Source organism: Promicromonospora noduliphila (assembly GCF_056951025.1).
This window is the reverse complement of sequence record NZ_CM167806.1, coordinates 565,313-582,071: the sequence shown is the minus strand read 5'-3', so window position 1 is coordinate 582,071 and position 16,759 is coordinate 565,313. Positions and strand designations below refer to the sequence as shown.

The window sequence follows — 16,759 nt, the reverse complement described above, 5'->3', positions numbered from 1 at the left end:
TGGTGTACGGTCACTTCGGGAACCGGCAGCGGGCTCCCCGCGCCGCGAAGGGGCCCTGACGCCTCGCGCGTCGTCGGCCGGCGGTGACGGACGGAGGGCAGATGGTCAGCGGCAGCGCACGAGACACAGGTCAGCGCGCAGGTCAGCGCCGCGCCGTGGCCACGATCGGGGACGTCGCCACCGCGGCGGGGGTCTCGCGGGCCACCGTGTCCCGCGTCATGAACGGACGCAGCACGGTGGACGCCGCGATCGCCGAGCGGGTGCGGGACGCCGCCGCGGAGCTCAGCTACCGGCCCAGCAACGCCGCGCGCAGCCTGGCCCTCGGCCGCACCCAGACCGTCGCCCTGGTGGTGCCCGACCTCGGCAACCCGGTGTTCCAGCAGATCCTGCGCGGCGTGATGGACGGCGCCGCCGAGGACGGCTACCGCGTGCTCGTCGCGGACACCGTGGAGGACGACCAGCAGGAGGGCGCCATCGCACTGGAGGCCCGTATGCGCTGCGATGCCCTCGTGCTGGTGTCGCCGCGCATCGGGGACGCCGAGCTCAGCGCGCTCGTCGCCGACGTCGAACCGGTGGTGCTGGTCAACCGGGAGACCGGCGGGGCAGCGCCCAGCCTCGTCGTGGACTACGAGGACGGCGCGGTCCAGGTGGTCGAGCACCTCGTCTCGCTCGGCCACCGCCGCATCGTCTACCTCGGCGGTCCCGTGCGGAGCGCCTCCGACGAACTGCGCCGCGTCGGCCTCGCCCGGGCCCGTGAGCGGCACCCGGACCTCGAGATCCTCGACCTGCCCGCCGGGCCGGACATCCAGGCGGGCCACGCCGCGGCGCCCGCCGTCCTCGCCACGCGCGCGACCGCCGCGGTGGCCTTCAACGACCTGGTCGCGTTCGGCCTGCTCGCGGGCCTGAACGAGGCCGGGGTGGCCGTACCAGCCGACATCTCGGTGGCCGGCTTCGACGACATCGAGCTGTCCCGCTACGCCACACCCGCGCTGACGACGGTCGCGGTGCCGCAGGCCGAGCTCGGCCGACACGCCTGGAGGGAGCTGCACGCCGTGATCGACGACGACGCCCACCCCGCACGCTCTGCCCGATTCACGCCCAGCCTGGAGGTGCGCGCCAGCACCGGACCCGTGCTGCAGGGCCGGGAGCGCGTACACATCACGGACGAGGACGACGTCGCCGTCGGGCAGCCGGACCAGGCCACGGCCGCGGCGGCTGTCGCCGCGCCGGCCTGGTCGCTCCCCGCGGATCCCGACGCCGACGCCGTCGTGCTGACCGGCGGAGACGGCCTGGAGCTCGTGCGGCGCGACGCGGGCGAGCGCATGCCGAAGGTGCACGCGCAGCGGCCATACCTGCATCCGGTGCACACGCTGGCGGGCGTCCCGCTCACCGACCTGAGCCCGGTGGACCACCGGCACCACTACGGCGTGAGCATCGCGGTGCCCGACGTGAACGGGACGAGCTACTGGGGCGGGCGGACGTTCATCGAGGACGTGGGCCCGACGCTGCTCAAGAACCACGGGCGGCAGGTCTCGGTCGGGCTTCGGGTCGAGCGGGAGGTCGACGGGGGCGGGACGTCGGCGGTTGCCCGCGCCGGGGGCGGGGCTTCGGCGATCGCCCGAGCCGAGGGCGGGACTTCGGCGATTGCCCGAGCCGAGGGCGGGAGCCCGGCCGGCGCCGGCGGCGAGACGCTGGTCGAGGACGTGCTGTGGTCCGACGAGCACGGCGAGCCCCAGCTCCGCGAAGAGCGCCGCATCTCGGCGCGCCTGCTCCCTCAGGCTCCCGGGTCCGACGTCGGACCGGCCTGGGTGCTCGACTGGCGCTCCATGCTGCACGCCGACCACGGCCCGCTCGAGATCCGCTCCCCCGCCACCAACGGCCGGCCCGGGGCCGGGTACGGCGGCCTGTTCTGGCGCCTGCCGATCGCCGAGAGCACCACCGTCCTGTCCACGGCGGGCACCGGCGAGACCCGGGCGCACGGCAGCACGTCGCCGTGGGTGGCGTTCGTGCAGCAGCAGGGCGGCCGGTCCACGACGCTCCTGCTGGTGCAGCCGGGCCAGGTCCGGCCGTGGTTCCTGCGGAGTGCCGAGTACCCGGGCGCGGGCCCCGCGCTCGCCTGGGACGCGCCGCTGCTCGTGCCGGACGGCGGCTCCGTGCAGCTCGACCTCGTCGCCGTGCTCCTGGACGCCGCGCTCACGGCCGGTACGGCGGAGGCGCTCGCCGCGGGCCTCACCGACGGCGGCCGGCGGTGAGTCTGCCCAAGGTGGCGGTGGTCGGCATCCACGGCCATGGCGGCTCGCACCTGCGCACGGTCGCGGACCTGGAGACCAGGGGCCTGGTGCGGCTGAGCGCCGTCGTCGACCCGCGCGAGCCCGCCGACGCCCCGGCGTCGTGGTTCGCGAGCCTGGGCGACCTCCTGTCCGCGGGCGCCGACGCGCTGCCCGACGTCGTGGTGCTCGCCACGCCCATCCACACGCACCTGCCGCTCGCGCGCGCCGCGATGGAGGCGGGCATCGACGTGCTGCTGGAGAAGCCGACCGCGGCGTCGCTGGCCGAGCACGCCGAGCTCGTCGCCGTCGCCGAACGGACGGGGCGGCTGTGCCAGGTCGGGTTCCAGACCTTCGGGTCGCACGCCCTGCCCGCCGTCGCCGACATGATCGCGCGCGGCGAGGTCGGCCAGGTGACCGGGATCGGCGCCGTCGGCACCTGGGTGCGGACCGCCGCCTACTGGACGCGCTCGCTGTGGGCGGGGCGGAGGCGCATGGGCGACCGCGCGGTGGTCGACGGCGTGGTGACCAACCCGCTCGCGCACGCCGTGGCCACCGCCCTGTGGGTGGGCGGCGCCCGGACCAGCGCGGACGTCGCCTACGTGCACACCGACCTGTGGCGGGCCAACCGGATCGAGGCCGACGACACCTCGTCGCTGCGGGTCGTCGGCGCCGACGGCATGCGATACGGGTTCGGGCTCACGCTGTGCGCGGCGGAGCGCACGCCGGCGCGCGTGATCGTGCGGGGGACCGAGGGCGAGATCGAGCTCGAGTACGAGCACGACCTCGTGCGCCTGCGCACCCAGCGCGTGGTCGCGGAGAAGCGGTACGAGCGGGTGGGGCTGCTGGAGAACCTGCTGGTCGCTCGGTCAGGCATGGCCGCCGATGGGGTGCCCGCGGGGCGGAGCGGGCGGCGGCTCCTGTGCGATGTGCGGGATACCGGGGCGTTCATGCGGGTGCTGGACGCGGTGCGGACCGCGGCGGATCCGGCGTCGATCGGGGATGAGTTCGTGGACTGGGTGGACGGTGCGGGAGCGGCTGGGGCCGGCGGGCCCGACGTCGGACCGGGTGGGTCCGAGCTGGGGCGGGGCGGGCTCGGCGTCGGACCGGGCGAGTCGAGTGTCCGGTCGGGCGGGTCCGGCGGTGGGCCTGGCGGGACGGGCGTTCGACCGGGCGGGTCCGAGATTGGACCGGGCGGGCTCGGCGCCGGACCGGCCGAGTCGGGCGTCCGGCCGGGCGGATCCGGCGGCGTCGGTCAGGGCAATCCCGAGGGCGACACCCGGCACCCCGTGGTGCGCGACGTCGCGGCGTGGTGCGAGCGGGCCGCCCGCGAGCAGCGCACGTTCACGGAGCTGGGCGCCCCCTGGACAGTCCTGAAATAGGGCGCCCGTCCGTGGCAGGGTGCTGGGGTGTTGTCCGTCCTGACTGCCATCGGTTCCATGGCCTGCGTCGTGGCGCTCGGCTGGGTGATCCAGCGGCGCGGCCTGCTCTCGGGCCGCACGCTGCCGCGCGGCACACGGCTGGACGGCTCGGACGGAGGGGCGGGCGCCCGCCACATCCTCGCGACGCTGTCCTTCACCATCTGCGCCCCCGCGCTGATGTTCAGCACGCTCGCCGCGACCGACCTCGCGCACGTCGTGTCGCGCGGCGCGGTGGTCACCTGGACGACGACCGCCGCGCTCGCCCTGGTCACGGCCGCGGTGGCCCGGTGGGTGCTGCGGCTGCCCGCGGGACCCGCCGCCGTGACGACCCTCGCCGCCGTCTACGTCAACGGCGGGAACATCGGCATCCCGCTGGCGGTCTACCTCTTCGACGACGCGCTCGCCGTGGTGCCGACCCTGCTCTTCCAGCTCCTCGTGCTGGCTCCGTTCACACTGGCGGTCCTGGACCGGTCGAGTGCGCCGGGTGGGACTTCGGGCGGCGGCGCCCGGGGCGACGGCGCCACGGGTACGGCGGCCTCGGCGGGCTGGACTTCGGTGGTCCACGTGCTGCTCGCCGCGATCCGTAATCCGATCACGCTCGGCACGCTCGCGGGCCTGCTGGTCGCGGTCGTGAGCGAGCTGACCGGCGCGCGGCTGCCCGACGTCGTCCTCATCCCCTTCGACCTGATCGGCGCGGCCGCCCCGCCGCTGGGGCTGCTGACGTTCGGGATGACGCTCGCCGTCCCGATGCCAGCGCCCACCCCGCCGTCGGGCGGTGACCTGCGGTCCGACGGGAGCGACAACGACCCGCGGTCCGGGGGGAGCGACGACCCGCGATCCGGCGGGAGTGAGGCGCTGGCGGCCGACGCCGGTCCGCCCCGGAGCACGCGGCGCGGGTCGGCGTCCCGGCCCTGGTGGGTGGGTCGGAACCGCCTGCTGGTGCGGGCCGTGATCGCGCTCGCCGTCCTGGTGCGCAACCTGCTGCACCCGCTCGCGGCGTGGGCCCTCGGGACCGCGCTCGGTCTCGACGGGGCCGCCCTCGCCGTCGTAGTCACCATGGCTGCGCTGCCCACGGCGGTCAACGTCACGACCTACGCGACCCGGTACGGCGTGTTCGACGGCGTCGCCGCCCGCGCGACCATCTGGACCACGGCGCTCTGCATCCCGGCCCTGGTGGCGACCGGCGCCCTCCTGGGCTGATCCCTCCCGAGGCGGGACCCAGGTCGGCACTTGCGCCACAAGGTCAGCCAGTTCGCACGGCAGGTTCGGCAGTCCGCACAGCGAGTTGGGCAGGTCGGACGCTGGGTTCGGCAGTTTGCATCGAGATCGGTACAGGCCTGTACCGATCTCGATGCAAACTGCCGAACCCACAAGGAATATGCCGACCTCGGGAGCCAAGCCCGAGCGGCCCTGCGTCACACGCCCAGATCCAGGTCCTCGATGCGGACCGGTTCGCCCGTCTCCAGCGAGCGGTTGCCCGCGTACCCGACCGAGGAAGCCCGGACGCCGTCGACGTACCCGGCGGCGCGGCCGAGCGGGTCCGGCGTCGCCGACGGGGTGAAGACGTCGGCCAGCAGCAGCGCGTCGCCGCCGCCGTGCCCGCCACCGCCGCGCACGATGGGCCGCTCCTGCGCGCGCTCCCAGTGCCGCTGCACCACGAGCCGCTCCCCGACCGGCCGCACCGGATCCTTGGCGAACACCTCGGTGGCGCTCGGGTCGAGGATCGCCGCGCCGTTGCCGCCGAACTCGACCGAGCCGCGCTCGGTGACCTCCAGCTCGGCCCGGCCGCGCGTGCCGTTGACCACCACCCGGTAGCCCTCCCAGGGCGCGTGGGCGGTGAGCGAGTAGGTCAGCAGCGCGCCACCCTCGTACTCGACCACGAGCCCGAGCGTGTCCTCCGTGGTGATGCCCCGGTCGAACACCGACCGGTTGCGCACGTAGCCGTCCACCGCCTGAGCCTCTGGTCCGTACAGCGCGGACAGCCACTCGTTCTTCTCGACCGAGAGCGCCCACGGGTCGACGCCGCGCTCGTTCAGCGCTCGCTCGCCCGCCGTGGCCTCGTAGTCGGTCTCGTGCGCGCCGTCGTCGCCGTAGAAGCGGCGGCCGCCCGTGGCGAAGACGCGCTGCGGCACGCCGTCGATCCACCAGTTGACCAGGTCGAAGTGGTGGCTCGACTTGTGCACCAGCAGGCCGCCGTTGTTCACCTTCTCGCGGTGCCAGCGGCGGAAGTAGTCGGCGCCGTGCACGGTGTCGAGGGCCCAGTCGAAGTGGACGGACAGCACCCTGCCGATCTCGCCGTCGGCGATGACCCGGCGCAGCGCGGTGTTGCGGGGCGAGTAGCGGTAGTTGAACGTCGTGACCAGGTCGCGGCCGGTCTCGGCCACCGCGTCCACGATCTGCCGCGCCTGGTCGGGGTGCGCCGCGATCGGCTTCTCCACCACGACGTCGGCTCGGGCGCGTAGCGCCCGGGCGACCAGGTCGCCGTGCGTGCGGTCGACCGACGTGACGATCACACGGTCCACCGACTGCTCGGCGATCGCCTTCTCCAGGTCGTCCGGCCCGTACACGGGGCGGACGCCGCCGAGCGCCGCCGCGACGCGGGCCTCGTGGACCGCCGCCCGCACGGGGTTCGGCTCGACCCAGGCGACGATCTCGCCGTCGGGTGCGTGCGTGCCGATCAGGGCGTTGATGTACATGGACGCGCGGTGGCCCGTCCCGACGACCGCATAGCGGCGACGCCCCTCGGGCAGCGGCCCCGACGGCGGAGCGGGCTCGTGCGTCGGACCGGTGATCGGCTCGGTGGTGGGCTCGGGCATCGGTGATGAGCTCCTTCGGTCGTCGTCGACGTCGGTGGACGCGACGGCAACGATACGGCTCCGGGAAAGCGCTGTCCACGCCCGCTCATCACCCCGCCGGCCACGGTCACCACGAGCCCGGCCACGGTCACCACGAGCCCGGCCACGGTCACCACCCGCCGGCCACGGTCACCACCCGCCGGCCACGGTCACCGCTCGGGCGTCAGCACCACCTGGCCGGCCCAGGCGAACCCGCCGCCGAACCCGAACAGCAGCGCGGGCGCACCCGCCGGGATCCGGCCCGCGTGCCACCACTTGGACAGCCCGAGCGGGATCGACGCGGCCGAGGTGTTGCCCGACTCCGTGATGTCGGTGACCACTACCTTCTCCTCCAGGCCGAGCGCCTTGGCCAGCGGCTCGATGATCCGCAGGTTGGCCTGGTGCGCCACGAGCACCTCGATGTCGTCGAGGCCCAGCCCGGCCCGCGCCACGACGTCCCGCGCGCGGTCGGCGGCCCGGGTGATGGCCCACTTGAACACCGCGCGCCCGTCCTGCTCGAACTTCACGTCGGGGGCCTCGATGCGCACCGCCGGCGTCAGCTCCGGCTCCGTGCCCCACACCACCGGCCCGACGGCGGGCGCGTCCGTGGCCTGGAGCACGGCAGCCCCCGCGCCGTCGGCGGTGAGGATGCACGTGGAACGGTCGGTCCAGTTGGTGTACGCGGTGAGCTTCTCCGCACCGATCACCAGGGCCGTGCGCGCCGAGCCCGCCCGGATCGCCTGGTCGGCCACCCCGACCCCGTGCGCGAACCCCGAGCACGCCACGTTGAGGTCCAGCGCCGCCGGACCCACGACGTTGCGCAGGTCCGGCACCTCCTCGCCCTCCGGCGTCGACGCACCCGGCTGGACGCCCGTGCGCAGCGCGTACGCGACCCGGCCCGCCGTGTTCGGCGAACGGTCGTCGTTGGTGGTCGTCGCGACGACCACCAGGTCGACGTCGTCCGCCGCGACGGCGGCGTTGGCCAGGGCGTGCACCGCGGCCGCTGTGGCCATGTCGGCCACGGTCACGTCGTCCGCCGCCACGTGGCGGGTGACGATGCCGGTGCGCGACCGGATCCACTCGTCGTTGGTCTCGACCAGCTCGGCGATGTCGTCGTTCGTGAGGGTCTTCGGCGGCTGGTGGTGCCCCAGACCGACGATGCGGGAGCCGGCAGCGCCGGGCGGGAGGGTGAGAGTGCGCGACGTGACCATGAGGTCAACGTAGCGCGCCCAGGTCGAACGGCTCCACGAGCAGTCCGGGGACCCGCTCCCGCGCCGCCCGCGAGATGCGCTCCTCGGCGCCCGGCCCCGTGTCAGGGACCTCGCCCACCTCGAGGAACGCACCGCGGAGCTGGGCGTCGTACCGCTCGCCCATGGCCGCGTTGCGGCCCTTGTAGGTCCACGCGACGAGGTTGGCCAGGTCGAACCGCGGCCCGCACGAGCGGCAGGACATGATGCCCGGCGGACGCCGGAACCGCGTGGTCCGGTGACCGGCCGGGCACGACCCCACCCACGGCCCGTCGATCGACGGCGCCGACGGGTCGACGCACCGCTGACCCGAGCACCCGATCCGTACCGCCACCTCGCGCCACGCCGGCCCGTGCTTCGCCTTCGCGCCCGCGAGCGCGTGCGCCACCTCGTGCAGGATCGTGTCCCGCACCTCCCGCTCGTCGTGGATGCGGGTCAGCGGCGCGGACAAGCTGATGCGGCGCTTGGTGTAGCTGCACATCCCGGCGCGCCGGACGGCGTCGTCGAACTCGAACGTCCAGGCCCTCAGCCCGTGCTGGTCCATCAGGTCGCGCGCAAGGCGCGAGGCGGCGACAAGGTTCATGGATACCCCTGCGGTGATCGTGAGCGAGAGTGACAGCGTCCGGCTGTCCCGGACGCTGTCGAACCTAAGGGTTCTCACCGACACCCACGCGAGGTTGTCCACAACCCGCAGGTCAGACGGCGGAAGTCAGGCCTCGCTCCCCGCCGGGTCGGACACGGGGTCAGGCGCCGGGCCGGCCGGCGGGATCGGGAAGTTCGTCCGGAACACGTTCGACGGGTCGTAGACCGCCTTCACCGTCCGCAGTCGCGTGAACGTCGGTTCCGGAAACGCCTCGAGCAGCCGTTCGGGCCGGCTGTCGGTGTCGAACGAGAGGTACGACCCGTCCATCACGGGCCCGATCTCCGCGTCCCACGCCTGGTTGAGCCGGTCCTGGTTCGAGGCGAGCGCCGAGAGCGCGAAGTTCTGGTGCCGGTGCGCGTACGCCGTGGCGTCGGGCGCGACGTCGTGCGCGACGCCGCCCGTGGCCCGGATCGAGGTGAAGTACGACTCGCCCGAGTTGAGCAGCCGCTCGATCGCCCGGCTCGTGCCCTGGTCCAGGTGCGTCAGCAGGCCGGACCGCGCCGACGGGTCCCCGCCGCCCGAGTGGTGCGCGTCCTCCCGGCGGACCACCCCCGAGTACGGCAGGAGCTGCGCCTGGTGCCCGAGCAGCGGTCCGGCGTCGGCCAGCAGCTCGAGCTGGGCGATCGCCTCGTCGGGGTCGGCGTCGGCGCCCTCCGCCGCGAACACGGTCATGAGCTGCGCCATCGGCGGCTGCCCGCGCCGTCCCGAGCCCAGGATCATGAACGACGTGAGCCCGCGCGGCGCCGCCTCGACGGTGGCACCCCACTTCTCCAGGAGCCCCGCTGTGTCGGTCGCGTCGAGCGTCATCTGCGAGAAGACGACGTCCCCGACGGCGCCGGCCTCGATCTCCAGCCAGGTCACCACGCCCATGTTGCCGCCCGCGCCGCGCAGCGCCCAGAACAGGTCGGGGTGCTCGTCGCGCGAGGCGTGCAGCACGCGCCCGTCGGCCGTGACCACCTCTGCGGCCACCACGTGGTCGATCGTCAGACCCTGCAGCCGGCCCAGGAACCCGATGCCGCCCGTGGTCCCGAGCCCGCCCACGCCCACGCCGCCGTAGTCGCCGGAGGTGATGGCCCAGCCGCGCGGCGCCAGCGTCGCGGCGACCTCGCCCCAGGTGGCCCCCGCGCCGATCCGCACGCGGCGCGTGGCCTCGTCGACCACCTCGACCGACCGCATACCGCTCAGGCTGAGCACCACGCCGCCGTCGTTGGTAGACCGGCCGGAGATGCCGTGCCCGGCCGAGCGGACCGCGAACTCCACGTCCTGCTTCTGCACCCACGCGAGCCCGGACGCGACCTCTTCCACGCCCCGCGGCCGCAGCACCAGGCCGGGCGCGCCGGAGCGGAGGTAGTTGTGCCGCACGGCGGCGTACTCGCGGTCACCGGGCTCGACGGCGCGCGCCGCCAGCTCGGGCGGGAGCGAGTCGTAGTCGATGCCTGGCCGGCGCGCGGCCAGCGCCGTCGTGCCGCGCCGGGCCGCCGCAGGCACCGTCCCGGTGGAGCGCCGCTCGGCCGCCACCGCCTCGCGGACGGCGGGCGCGACGTCCTGCGCGAACGCGCGGATCTGGTCCGGGTCGTCGCTGGCCACGATGAACGCGCTGACGCCGTCCTCGACGGCCAGGTGCGTGAGCTCCTCGACCCACTGGTCCGCGGGGCCCTGGAGCTGGCCCGTCGAGCGGTCGGTGATGACGCCGCCCACGTTGAGCAGGCGCCGGATCTCGCTCGGCGAGCGGCCTGCCGCCTCCGCCGCCTCGTCGATCGTCGCGTTGCCCCGCGCCAGGTCGCCGTCCTTCATGTAGCCGAGGGAGGGCAGCCAGCCGTCGGCCTTCGCGCCGGTGATCCGGAGCATCCGCTTCTTGTACGCGCCGAGCCAGATCGGGATGTCGTGCGCGGGGGCCGGGCCACGCTTGGCGCCGTCGACCCGGTGGAACTCGCCGTGCACACGCAGCGGGGTGCGGTTCGTCGCGTCCCAGATGCCGCGCATGACCTCGATGCCCTCCTCGAGGGCGCTGACGGCCTCGGCGGGCGTGCGGCGCGGGGCGCCCATGGCCGCCATCGCGTCCCCGAAGCCGCCCGCTCCGACGCCCAGCTCGAACCGGCCGCCGCTGAGCAGGTCGAGGCTCGCGGCGGCCCGGGCGAGCTGGGCGGGCGGCCGCATGCCCAGGTTGAGCACGTTCCCGGAGACGTGGATGCGCTCGGTCTGCGCGGCGACCCAGGACAGCAGCGTCCACGTGTCCAGGAAGGCGGGCTGGTACGGGTGGTCCTGGAAGGTGACGAGGTCGAGGCCGAGCTGCTCGGCGAGCCGGGCGAGCTGGACCGGCACCTGCGGGTCGCTGTTGGTCGGGGTGATGAACGTGCCGAAGAGCAGCTCGTGCCCGTAGTCGGTCATGCGTGCGGTTCCCTCGTGTCGCATCGTCCGCCGCGCGGCGCGGCAGATCGTCTGTTGAGCAGATGATATTACGAACAACTCTTCTCACCAACCACGCATTCCTCGTAGGATGAGCGCATGAGCACCGCGACCACCGAGACCCCCACCGGCCGGCACTCCCTGTTCGGCTGGTCGCTCGCCGCACTCCTGCGCGAGTGGAGCGCACGGGTCGACGCGGCGGCCGACGACCTGCCGCAGGGCCCCCGCGGCTACCAGCTCCTCACCGCCGTGGTGCACGGCAACCTGCCGAGCCAGGCGGCGCTCGCCGCCACGCTGGGCATCGACCGCACCGTCATGACCTACCTGCTCGACACGTTCGAGAGCTGCGGGCTCGTAGAACGGCAGCAGGACCCGGCCGACCGGCGCACGCGGCGCATCGTGGCGACGGACCGCGGCCTGGAGGTGCTCGCCACGATGGACGCGCGCGTCGCCGCGGCGGAGGACGAGCTGCTCTCGGGCCTGGCGCCGGAGCAGCGCGCGATGCTCCGTGAGCTGCTGGAACGCGCCGCCACCGGCGCGGGCCACGACGAGGATCCGTGCCGCACCGTGGTTCAGGCGACGAGGCGGCCCTGAGGCTCGACCAGGGCGTCGGTCGCGACACGGCCGGAAAGACATGACGAGGCGGGGGCGTGTTCCCGCGAGTAGACATTGTCTACTCCTGGCAACACACCCTCGGGAGCAACTGTTTCCAGGGCTCGTTCCTCAGGGCTTGCCGAGACCCGCCTCCCGGTAGAACCCCTCGATGTGCTCGCGCGTGAGGCGGGCCGCCTTGTCGCCGTCGTGCCGGGCGACGGCGGCGACGATCTCACGGTGTTCGGTACGGAGGCGCGCCGCCGTCGTCGCCCATTCCTCGACCGCCTGCGCGCCCGCGATCACGTACGAGCCGACCGCGGCCCGCATGCCGCTCACTATCGCCTCGACGAGCTGATTCCCGCCCAGGCGGACCAGCTCGATGTGGAAGTCCTGGTCGTGCTCCACGAAGTCCTCGACGTCGAGTCCGGGGTCGGCCATCGCCGCGAGGTGCTCGCGGACGCGCTCCAGCGCCGCCTCGTCGGGCAGGCGCTCCGCGGCGTCGCGCACGGCTCCGGTCTCCAGCAGCACGCGCGTGCGGACGACGTCGGACACGGGCAGGGTGCCGGACGCGACGTGCAGCCGCACCGCCGCACCGAGGCCGGCCGCGGGCCGGTCGATCACCGTGGCGCCCGCGCTGGGGCCGGAGCCGACGGCGGTGCGCACGAGCCCCATCGCCTCGAGGATCCGGATGGCCTCACGCACGGACGGGCGGGAGACGCCGAGCTCCTCCGCGAGCGCCCGCTCCGCCGGGAGCCGCTCGCCGATGGGCCACCTGCCCGCTGTGAGGCCCGACTCGATCTGGGCCAGGACGCGCTCGTGGGTTCGCACCGGGCCATGCTACTTCAGTGGTCTGTCCACAGTGGGCTATGGTGTGGACAGACCTCGAAGGAGAGAGTGCCCATGCGCATCGCCCTGGCCGCCACCTGCATCGCCGACGCGATGTTTCCGCAGGCCCCGCAGGCCGTCGTCACGCTGCTGGAGCGGCTGGGGCACGAGGTCGTGTTCCCGGCCGGGCAGGCGTGCTGCGGCCAGATGCACGTCAACACGGGCTACCTCGCCGAGGCCGTCCCGGTGGTCCGCAACCACGTGCGCACCTTCGCCCCCGTGGCCGACGGCGAGTGGGACGCCGTCGTGGTGCCGTCCGGGTCGTGCACCGGCTCGATCCGGCACCAGCAGGCCATGGTGCTGGACCGGGCGGGCCTGCCCGGCGAGGCTCGGGCCGCCACCGCCGTCGCCGAGCGCACGTACGAACTGTCCGAGCTGCTGGTCGACGTGCTGGGCGTGACCGACGTCGGCGCGTGGTTCCCGCACCGGGTCACCTACCACCCCACGTGCCACTCGCTGCGGATGCTCGGCGTCGGGGACCGGCCCGAGCGGCTGCTGCGCGCGGTCGAGGGCCTGGAGCTCGTGCCGCTCGCGGAGGCGGAGGGCTGCTGCGGGTTCGGCGGGACGTTCTCGCTGAAGAACGCCGACACGTCGGCGGCGATGCTGCAGGACAAGGTGGCCGCCGTCGTGGACACCGAGGCCGAGGTGCTCACCGCGGGTGACTGGTCGTGCCTGATGCACATCGGCGGCGGCCTCTCGCGCGGCGGGGCCGGCGTGCGGCCCATGCACCTGGCGGAGATCCTCGCCTCGACACGGGAGTCGCCCACGCTGGCCGACGACGCCCGGCTCGCCTCGAATACTCGTCCCACCTCGGGCGACCCGGCAGTGTCAGAGGCGCATGGCACCATTCCGCACACGGTCGATCGTGAGGCGAAGGGGGTGAGGGGCCGATGAGCACGTTCCTGGGCATGCCCGCCACGCGCGGCGGCCGCGGGCCCAGCCCCGATGCCGCGCCGGACACCCTCGCGGGGATCGGCCGCCCGGAGGATCCCCTGCACTGGGGCGCCTCCTTCCCCGACGCCGCGCGGGCCGCCCTCGCCAACGAGCAGCTCCGCCGCAACCTGGGCCGGGCGACGTCGACCATCCGGGCCAAGCGGGCACGCGTGGTCGGGGAGGTGCCCGACTGGGAGGCGCTGCGCGACGCCGGCTCGGCGCTGAAGGCAGACGTCATGGCCCGTCTGCCGGAGCTGCTGGAGGAGCTCGAGCGCAACGTGACCGCGCGCGGCGGGGTGGTGCACTGGGCGCGCGACGCCGCCGAGGCCAACCGCATCGTCGCGGACCTGGTGCGCGCGAAGGACACCGACGAGGTGGTCAAGGTCAAGTCCATGGCCACCCAGGAGATCAGGCTGAACGAGGCGCTCGCCGAGCAGGGCATCGCGGCGGTCGAGACGGACCTCGCGGAGCTGATCGTGCAGCTCGCCGACGACATGCCGTCGCACATCCTGGTGCCGGCGATCCACCGCAACCGCACCGAGATCCGGGACATCTTCCTGGAGCGCATGGCCGACGCCCCGCCCGACCTGACGGACGTGCCGCGCGAGCTCGCGATGGCCGCCCGGGCACACCTGCGGCGCAAGTTCCTCTCGGCGAAGGTCGCCGTCAGCGGCGCGAACTTCGCCGTCGCGGAGACCGGGACGCTCGCCGTGGTCGAGTCCGAGGGCAACGGACGCATGTGCCTCACGCTCCCCGAGACCCTGATCACCGTGATGGGGATCGAGAAGCTGATCCCCACGCACCGGGACCTGGAGGTATTCCTGCAGCTCCTGCCGCGCTCCTCGACGGGCGAGCGGATGAACCCGTACACCTCGATGTGGACGGGCGTGACGCCCGGGGACGGGCCCACCGAGTTCCACCTCGTGCTGCTCGACAACGGGCGCACTAGTGTCCTGGCCGACGAGGCCGGGCGCTCAGCCCTGCACTGCATCCGCTGCTCGGCGTGCCTGAACGTCTGCCCCGTGTACGAGCGCGTGGGCGGGCACGCCTACGGCTCGGTCTACCCCGGCCCGATCGGCGCGATCCTCACCCCGCAGCTCACCGGCGAGAAGTCGGACCTCCCGTACGCCTCCACGCTGTGCGGCGCGTGCTACCAGGTGTGCCCCGTCAAGATCGACATCCCGTCGATCCTCGTGGAGCTGCGCGCCCGCGAGGTGTCCCTCGCGGGCGCGTCACCCGAGGTCCCGGACCGCGTCTGGAAGGCCGCCATGAAGGCGGCGTCCTTCGCCATGGCCGACGGCGCGCGGTTCCGCCGGGCCGCCCGGATGCCGCGACTGCTGCGGGCGATCTCGCGCAACGGGGTGATCCGGCGGCTGCCGTTCCCCGGCTCGCTGTGGACGCGGTCCCGGGACCTGATGGAGCCGCCGCGGCAGACGTTCCACGACTGGTGGGCCGGACGGGAGGACGGGCGATGACCGATGCCAGGACGGAGATCCTGTCCCGCATCCGGGCGGCGCTGGGGCCGGAGGAGGGTACCGGCTCGGCGCCAGCCCCCCGCGAGTACCGGTCGGCCGGCGAGCACGCCCCCGGCTCCGCCGTCGTGCTGGACCTGCTGGTGGACCGCCTCGTGGACTACAGGGCGCACGTCCACCGCACCCGACCTGCCGAGCTCCCGGCGCTGCTGGCCACGCTGATCCCCGAGTGGTCGGCAAAACGTCAGGTGATCGGCACCTCGGACTACCGATCACCTGACGTTTTACCGACCACTCGGGAGGGCGCGCCGCCGGGGGCCGTCGTCGTGCCGGCTGGGCTGGAGGGGGTCTGGGTGAGCGCGGTCAGCGGCGTTCAGGTGCGGATCGACTCGCGGGACGCGCCGCTGTCGGCGGGCGAGCTGGACGAGGTCGACGCCGTGGTGACGGCGGCCCGCGTCGCCGTCGCCGAGACCGGCACCATCGTGCTGGACGGCGAGCCCGACCAGGGCCGCCGCGCAATCTCCCTGGTCCCGGACGTGCACGTGTGCGTGGTCCGGGCCGACCAGGTGGTGCAGACCGTCCCGGAGGCCGTGCGCCTGCTCGGCGAACATCCCGAGCGCCCGCTGACCTGGATCAGCGGGCCGAGCGCCACGAGCGACATCGAGCTCGACCGGGTCGAGGGCGTGCACGGGCCCCGAACGCTGCACGTGGTGCTGGTGTCCTGACGCCGGCCCGTCACGGATGCAGCTTCGCGCCCTTGACCACCTTGTCCACGACGCGCCGCTCGCCCGCCACGGCGATCCCCACCAGGTCGAGCTTCGCGGTGGCGACGCCGGCGACGGCGGCCCGGTTGTCGACGTCGTTCCCGGTGGCGAACAGATCGGCCGTGTAGACGCCGATGCGCAGCCCCCGCGTGTCGGCGCGCTCGCGGATCGTGGCGAGCCCGGCGCCGTCGGCCATCATGACCATGACCGGCATGCCGAGCATCGCGAGGTACTCCCGCCCGTCGGCGTCGCGGTAGGTGTCGCCGACCAGCTCCGGGTACGCGGCGGTGACGGCGCTGGACAGGAACGCCGTCACGTTGTTCTCCTGCCAGGCGAGCAGGTCGTCGCGCAGCACGATCACGATCTTGGCTTGTTCGAAGGTCATGCCATCCAGGGTGCGGGCGGGCGGCAGCGCGGATCTTGTACGTTCTTGACATGCGTTCGCTCGATGCCACCCCGGACGTCGTGCGCGCCTGGCGGCCGGAGGTACCCGGCGTCGCCGAGGTGCTGCACGCCGCCTGGCACGAGCACGCCTACCCCGCGCACACGCACGACACGTGGGCGGTGCTGATCGTCGACAGGGGGCTGATCGGCTACGGCCTGGACGGCCAGGAGCATGCGGCGCAGCGCACCGGCGTGACCGTGCTGCCGCCCGGCGTGGTGCACGACGGCCGGTCCGTCACCGCGGCGGGCTTCCGCAAGCGCGTGGTCTACCTGGAGAACACGGTGCTCGACAGCGGCCTGGTAGGCCGGGCCGTCGACGCCCCGCTCGTGCTGGACGACGCGCTCCGCGCCCGCTTCGTGGGCCTCGACCGGGCGCTCACCGCACGCGAGGACCTCGCGGCCGAGGGTCTGCTCGCCCTGGTCACGGAGGGTCTGGCCTGGCACCTGTCCGGCCGTCCGACGCCGCCGCGCGAACCGCAGGCCGCCTCGACCGCCCGGCGCGCCCGCGACCTGCTCGACGCCGACCCCGCGCGGCCGGTGCGGCTCGCCGAGGTCGCCGACGAGCTCGGCGTCACCGTGCCGCACCTGGTGCGCGCGTTCACCCGCGAGCTCGGCCTCCCGCCGCACCGGTACCTCGTGGGGCGGCGCCTCGACCTGGCCCGACGCCGGCTGCTCGCGGGCGAGCCCGCCGCCGACGTCGCGACCGCCACGGGGTTCCACGACCAGGCGCACCTGACCCGGCACTTCCGCCGCCTGCTGCGCACCACGCCGGGGCGGTACCAGCGCGGCCTGGGCGACCTGACTCGCGCTGGGTGACCTCGTGGGGGTGCCCGGCGTGCGGGAGAATGG

At 74.2% G+C, this 16,759-nt stretch carries 14 protein-coding genes; 8 read left to right on the top strand and 6 right to left on the bottom strand.

The window, feature by feature from the left end; all coding sequences use genetic code 11:
• Positions 1–101 precede the first annotated feature (101 nt).
• Genes AC0QU1_RS02480 through AC0QU1_RS02470 form a run of 3 tightly spaced genes read left to right on the top strand, consistent with a single transcriptional unit; the run spans position 102 to position 4,888 of the window.
• Positions 102–2,252 carry a DUF6807 family protein gene (locus AC0QU1_RS02480; RefSeq protein ID WP_483616373.1) on the top strand — a complete coding sequence of 717 codons (2,151 nt, stop codon included), beginning with the start codon at positions 102–104 and terminating at the stop codon, positions 2,250–2,252.
• Positions 2,249–3,649: a Gfo/Idh/MocA family protein gene (locus AC0QU1_RS02475; protein WP_483574078.1), complete on the top strand. Its 1,401-nt coding sequence runs from the start codon at positions 2,249–2,251 to the stop codon at positions 3,647–3,649. Before AC0QU1_RS02480 ends, AC0QU1_RS02475 begins: the two co-directional genes overlap by 4 nt.
• A gap of 57 nt (positions 3,650–3,706) precedes the next feature.
• Positions 3,707–4,888, top strand: a complete 1,182-nt coding sequence (locus tag AC0QU1_RS02470; RefSeq protein ID WP_483574077.1) for an AEC family transporter — start codon at positions 3,707–3,709, stop codon at positions 4,886–4,888.
• A 215-nt stretch (positions 4,889–5,103) separates the two neighbouring features.
• Here AC0QU1_RS02470 and AC0QU1_RS02465 read toward each other — a convergent pair whose 3' ends face one another.
• From AC0QU1_RS02465 to AC0QU1_RS02450, 4 genes are all read right to left on the bottom strand, one after another.
• On the bottom strand, positions 5,104–6,504 hold the full coding sequence (locus tag AC0QU1_RS02465; protein ID WP_483574076.1) for a Gfo/Idh/MocA family protein: 1,401 nt from the start codon (positions 6,502–6,504) through the stop codon (positions 5,104–5,106).
• Between the two features lie 188 nt (positions 6,505–6,692).
• Complete coding sequence (locus AC0QU1_RS02460) at positions 6,693–7,733, bottom strand: 3-oxoacyl-[acyl-carrier-protein] synthase III C-terminal domain-containing protein (RefSeq protein ID WP_483574075.1); 1,041 nt, start codon at positions 7,731–7,733, stop codon at positions 6,693–6,695.
• A 4-nt stretch (positions 7,734–7,737) separates the two neighbouring features.
• On the bottom strand, positions 7,738–8,352 hold the full coding sequence (locus AC0QU1_RS02455) for a SprT-like domain-containing protein (RefSeq protein ID WP_483574074.1): 615 nt from the start codon (positions 8,350–8,352) through the stop codon (positions 7,738–7,740).
• 126 nt (positions 8,353–8,478) lie between these two features.
• Positions 8,479–10,800 (bottom strand): LLM class flavin-dependent oxidoreductase, encoded by a 2,322-nt coding sequence (locus tag AC0QU1_RS02450; protein WP_483574073.1) that lies wholly within the window; start codon positions 10,798–10,800, stop codon positions 8,479–8,481.
• Positions 10,801–10,917: 117 nt separating this feature from the next.
• Between AC0QU1_RS02450 and AC0QU1_RS02445 the strand changes: the two genes are divergently transcribed.
• Positions 10,918–11,412: a MarR family winged helix-turn-helix transcriptional regulator gene (locus tag AC0QU1_RS02445; protein WP_483574072.1), complete on the top strand. Its 495-nt coding sequence runs from the start codon at positions 10,918–10,920 to the stop codon at positions 11,410–11,412.
• A gap of 129 nt (positions 11,413–11,541) precedes the next feature.
• Here the strand turns inward: AC0QU1_RS02445 and AC0QU1_RS02440 are convergent, their stop codons facing one another.
• On the bottom strand, positions 11,542–12,240 hold the full coding sequence (locus AC0QU1_RS02440; RefSeq protein ID WP_483574071.1) for a FadR/GntR family transcriptional regulator: 699 nt from the start codon (positions 12,238–12,240) through the stop codon (positions 11,542–11,544).
• A 72-nt stretch (positions 12,241–12,312) separates the two neighbouring features.
• On the opposite strand from AC0QU1_RS02440, the gene AC0QU1_RS02435 reads away from it, so the two are divergent.
• From AC0QU1_RS02435 to AC0QU1_RS02425, 3 genes are read left to right on the top strand one after another with little or no spacing between them, the layout of a single operon-like run.
• The gene (locus AC0QU1_RS02435) at positions 12,313–13,191 is read left to right on the top strand and encodes a (Fe-S)-binding protein (RefSeq protein WP_483574070.1); all 879 of its coding nucleotides are present in this window, start codon (positions 12,313–12,315) and stop codon (positions 13,189–13,191) included.
• Complete coding sequence (locus AC0QU1_RS02430; protein WP_483574069.1) at positions 13,188–14,705, top strand: LutB/LldF family L-lactate oxidation iron-sulfur protein; 1,518 nt, start codon at positions 13,188–13,190, stop codon at positions 14,703–14,705. Before AC0QU1_RS02435 ends, AC0QU1_RS02430 begins: the two co-directional genes overlap by 4 nt.
• Positions 14,702–15,427: a LutC/YkgG family protein gene (locus tag AC0QU1_RS02425; protein ID WP_483574068.1), complete on the top strand. Its 726-nt coding sequence runs from the start codon at positions 14,702–14,704 to the stop codon at positions 15,425–15,427. Before AC0QU1_RS02430 ends, AC0QU1_RS02425 begins: the two co-directional genes overlap by 4 nt.
• 10 nt (positions 15,428–15,437) lie before the next feature.
• Here the strand turns inward: AC0QU1_RS02425 and AC0QU1_RS02420 are convergent, their stop codons facing one another.
• A complete protein-coding gene (locus AC0QU1_RS02420) occupies positions 15,438–15,851 on the bottom strand; it encodes a DUF2000 family protein (protein WP_483574067.1) in 414 nt (137 codons plus the stop codon).
• A gap of 50 nt (positions 15,852–15,901) precedes the next feature.
• Here AC0QU1_RS02420 and AC0QU1_RS02415 point away from each other — a divergent pair, with 50 nt between their 5' ends.
• On the top strand, positions 15,902–16,726 hold the full coding sequence (locus AC0QU1_RS02415; RefSeq protein ID WP_483574066.1) for a helix-turn-helix domain-containing protein: 825 nt from the start codon (positions 15,902–15,904) through the stop codon (positions 16,724–16,726).
• Positions 16,727–16,759 lie beyond the last annotated feature (33 nt).

Coding starts and splice junctions, on each gene's coding strand:
- AC0QU1_RS02445 (WP_483574072.1), top strand. CDS start 10,918: ATGAGCACCGCGACCACCGAGACCCCCACCGGCCGGCACTCCCTGTTC.
- AC0QU1_RS02470 (WP_483574077.1), top strand. CDS start 3,707: ATGGCCTGCGTCGTGGCGCTCGGCTGGGTGATCCAGCGGCGCGGCCTG.
- AC0QU1_RS02420 (WP_483574067.1), bottom strand. CDS start 15,851: ATGACCTTCGAACAAGCCAAGATCGTGATCGTGCTGCGCGACGACCTG.
- AC0QU1_RS02450 (WP_483574073.1), bottom strand. CDS start 10,800: ATGACCGACTACGGGCACGAGCTGCTCTTCGGCACGTTCATCACCCCG.
- AC0QU1_RS02425 (WP_483574068.1), top strand. CDS start 14,702: ATGACCGATGCCAGGACGGAGATCCTGTCCCGCATCCGGGCGGCGCTG.
- AC0QU1_RS02460 (WP_483574075.1), bottom strand. CDS start 7,733: ATGGTCACGTCGCGCACTCTCACCCTCCCGCCCGGCGCTGCCGGCTCC.
- AC0QU1_RS02415 (WP_483574066.1), top strand. CDS start 15,902: ATGCGTTCGCTCGATGCCACCCCGGACGTCGTGCGCGCCTGGCGGCCG.
- AC0QU1_RS02430 (WP_483574069.1), top strand. CDS start 13,188: ATGAGCACGTTCCTGGGCATGCCCGCCACGCGCGGCGGCCGCGGGCCC.
- AC0QU1_RS02480 (WP_483616373.1), top strand. CDS start 102: ATGGTCAGCGGCAGCGCACGAGACACAGGTCAGCGCGCAGGTCAGCGC.
- AC0QU1_RS02455 (WP_483574074.1), bottom strand. CDS start 8,352: ATGAACCTTGTCGCCGCCTCGCGCCTTGCGCGCGACCTGATGGACCAG.
- AC0QU1_RS02465 (WP_483574076.1), bottom strand. CDS start 6,504: ATGCCCGAGCCCACCACCGAGCCGATCACCGGTCCGACGCACGAGCCC.
- AC0QU1_RS02435 (WP_483574070.1), top strand. CDS start 12,313: ATGCGCATCGCCCTGGCCGCCACCTGCATCGCCGACGCGATGTTTCCG.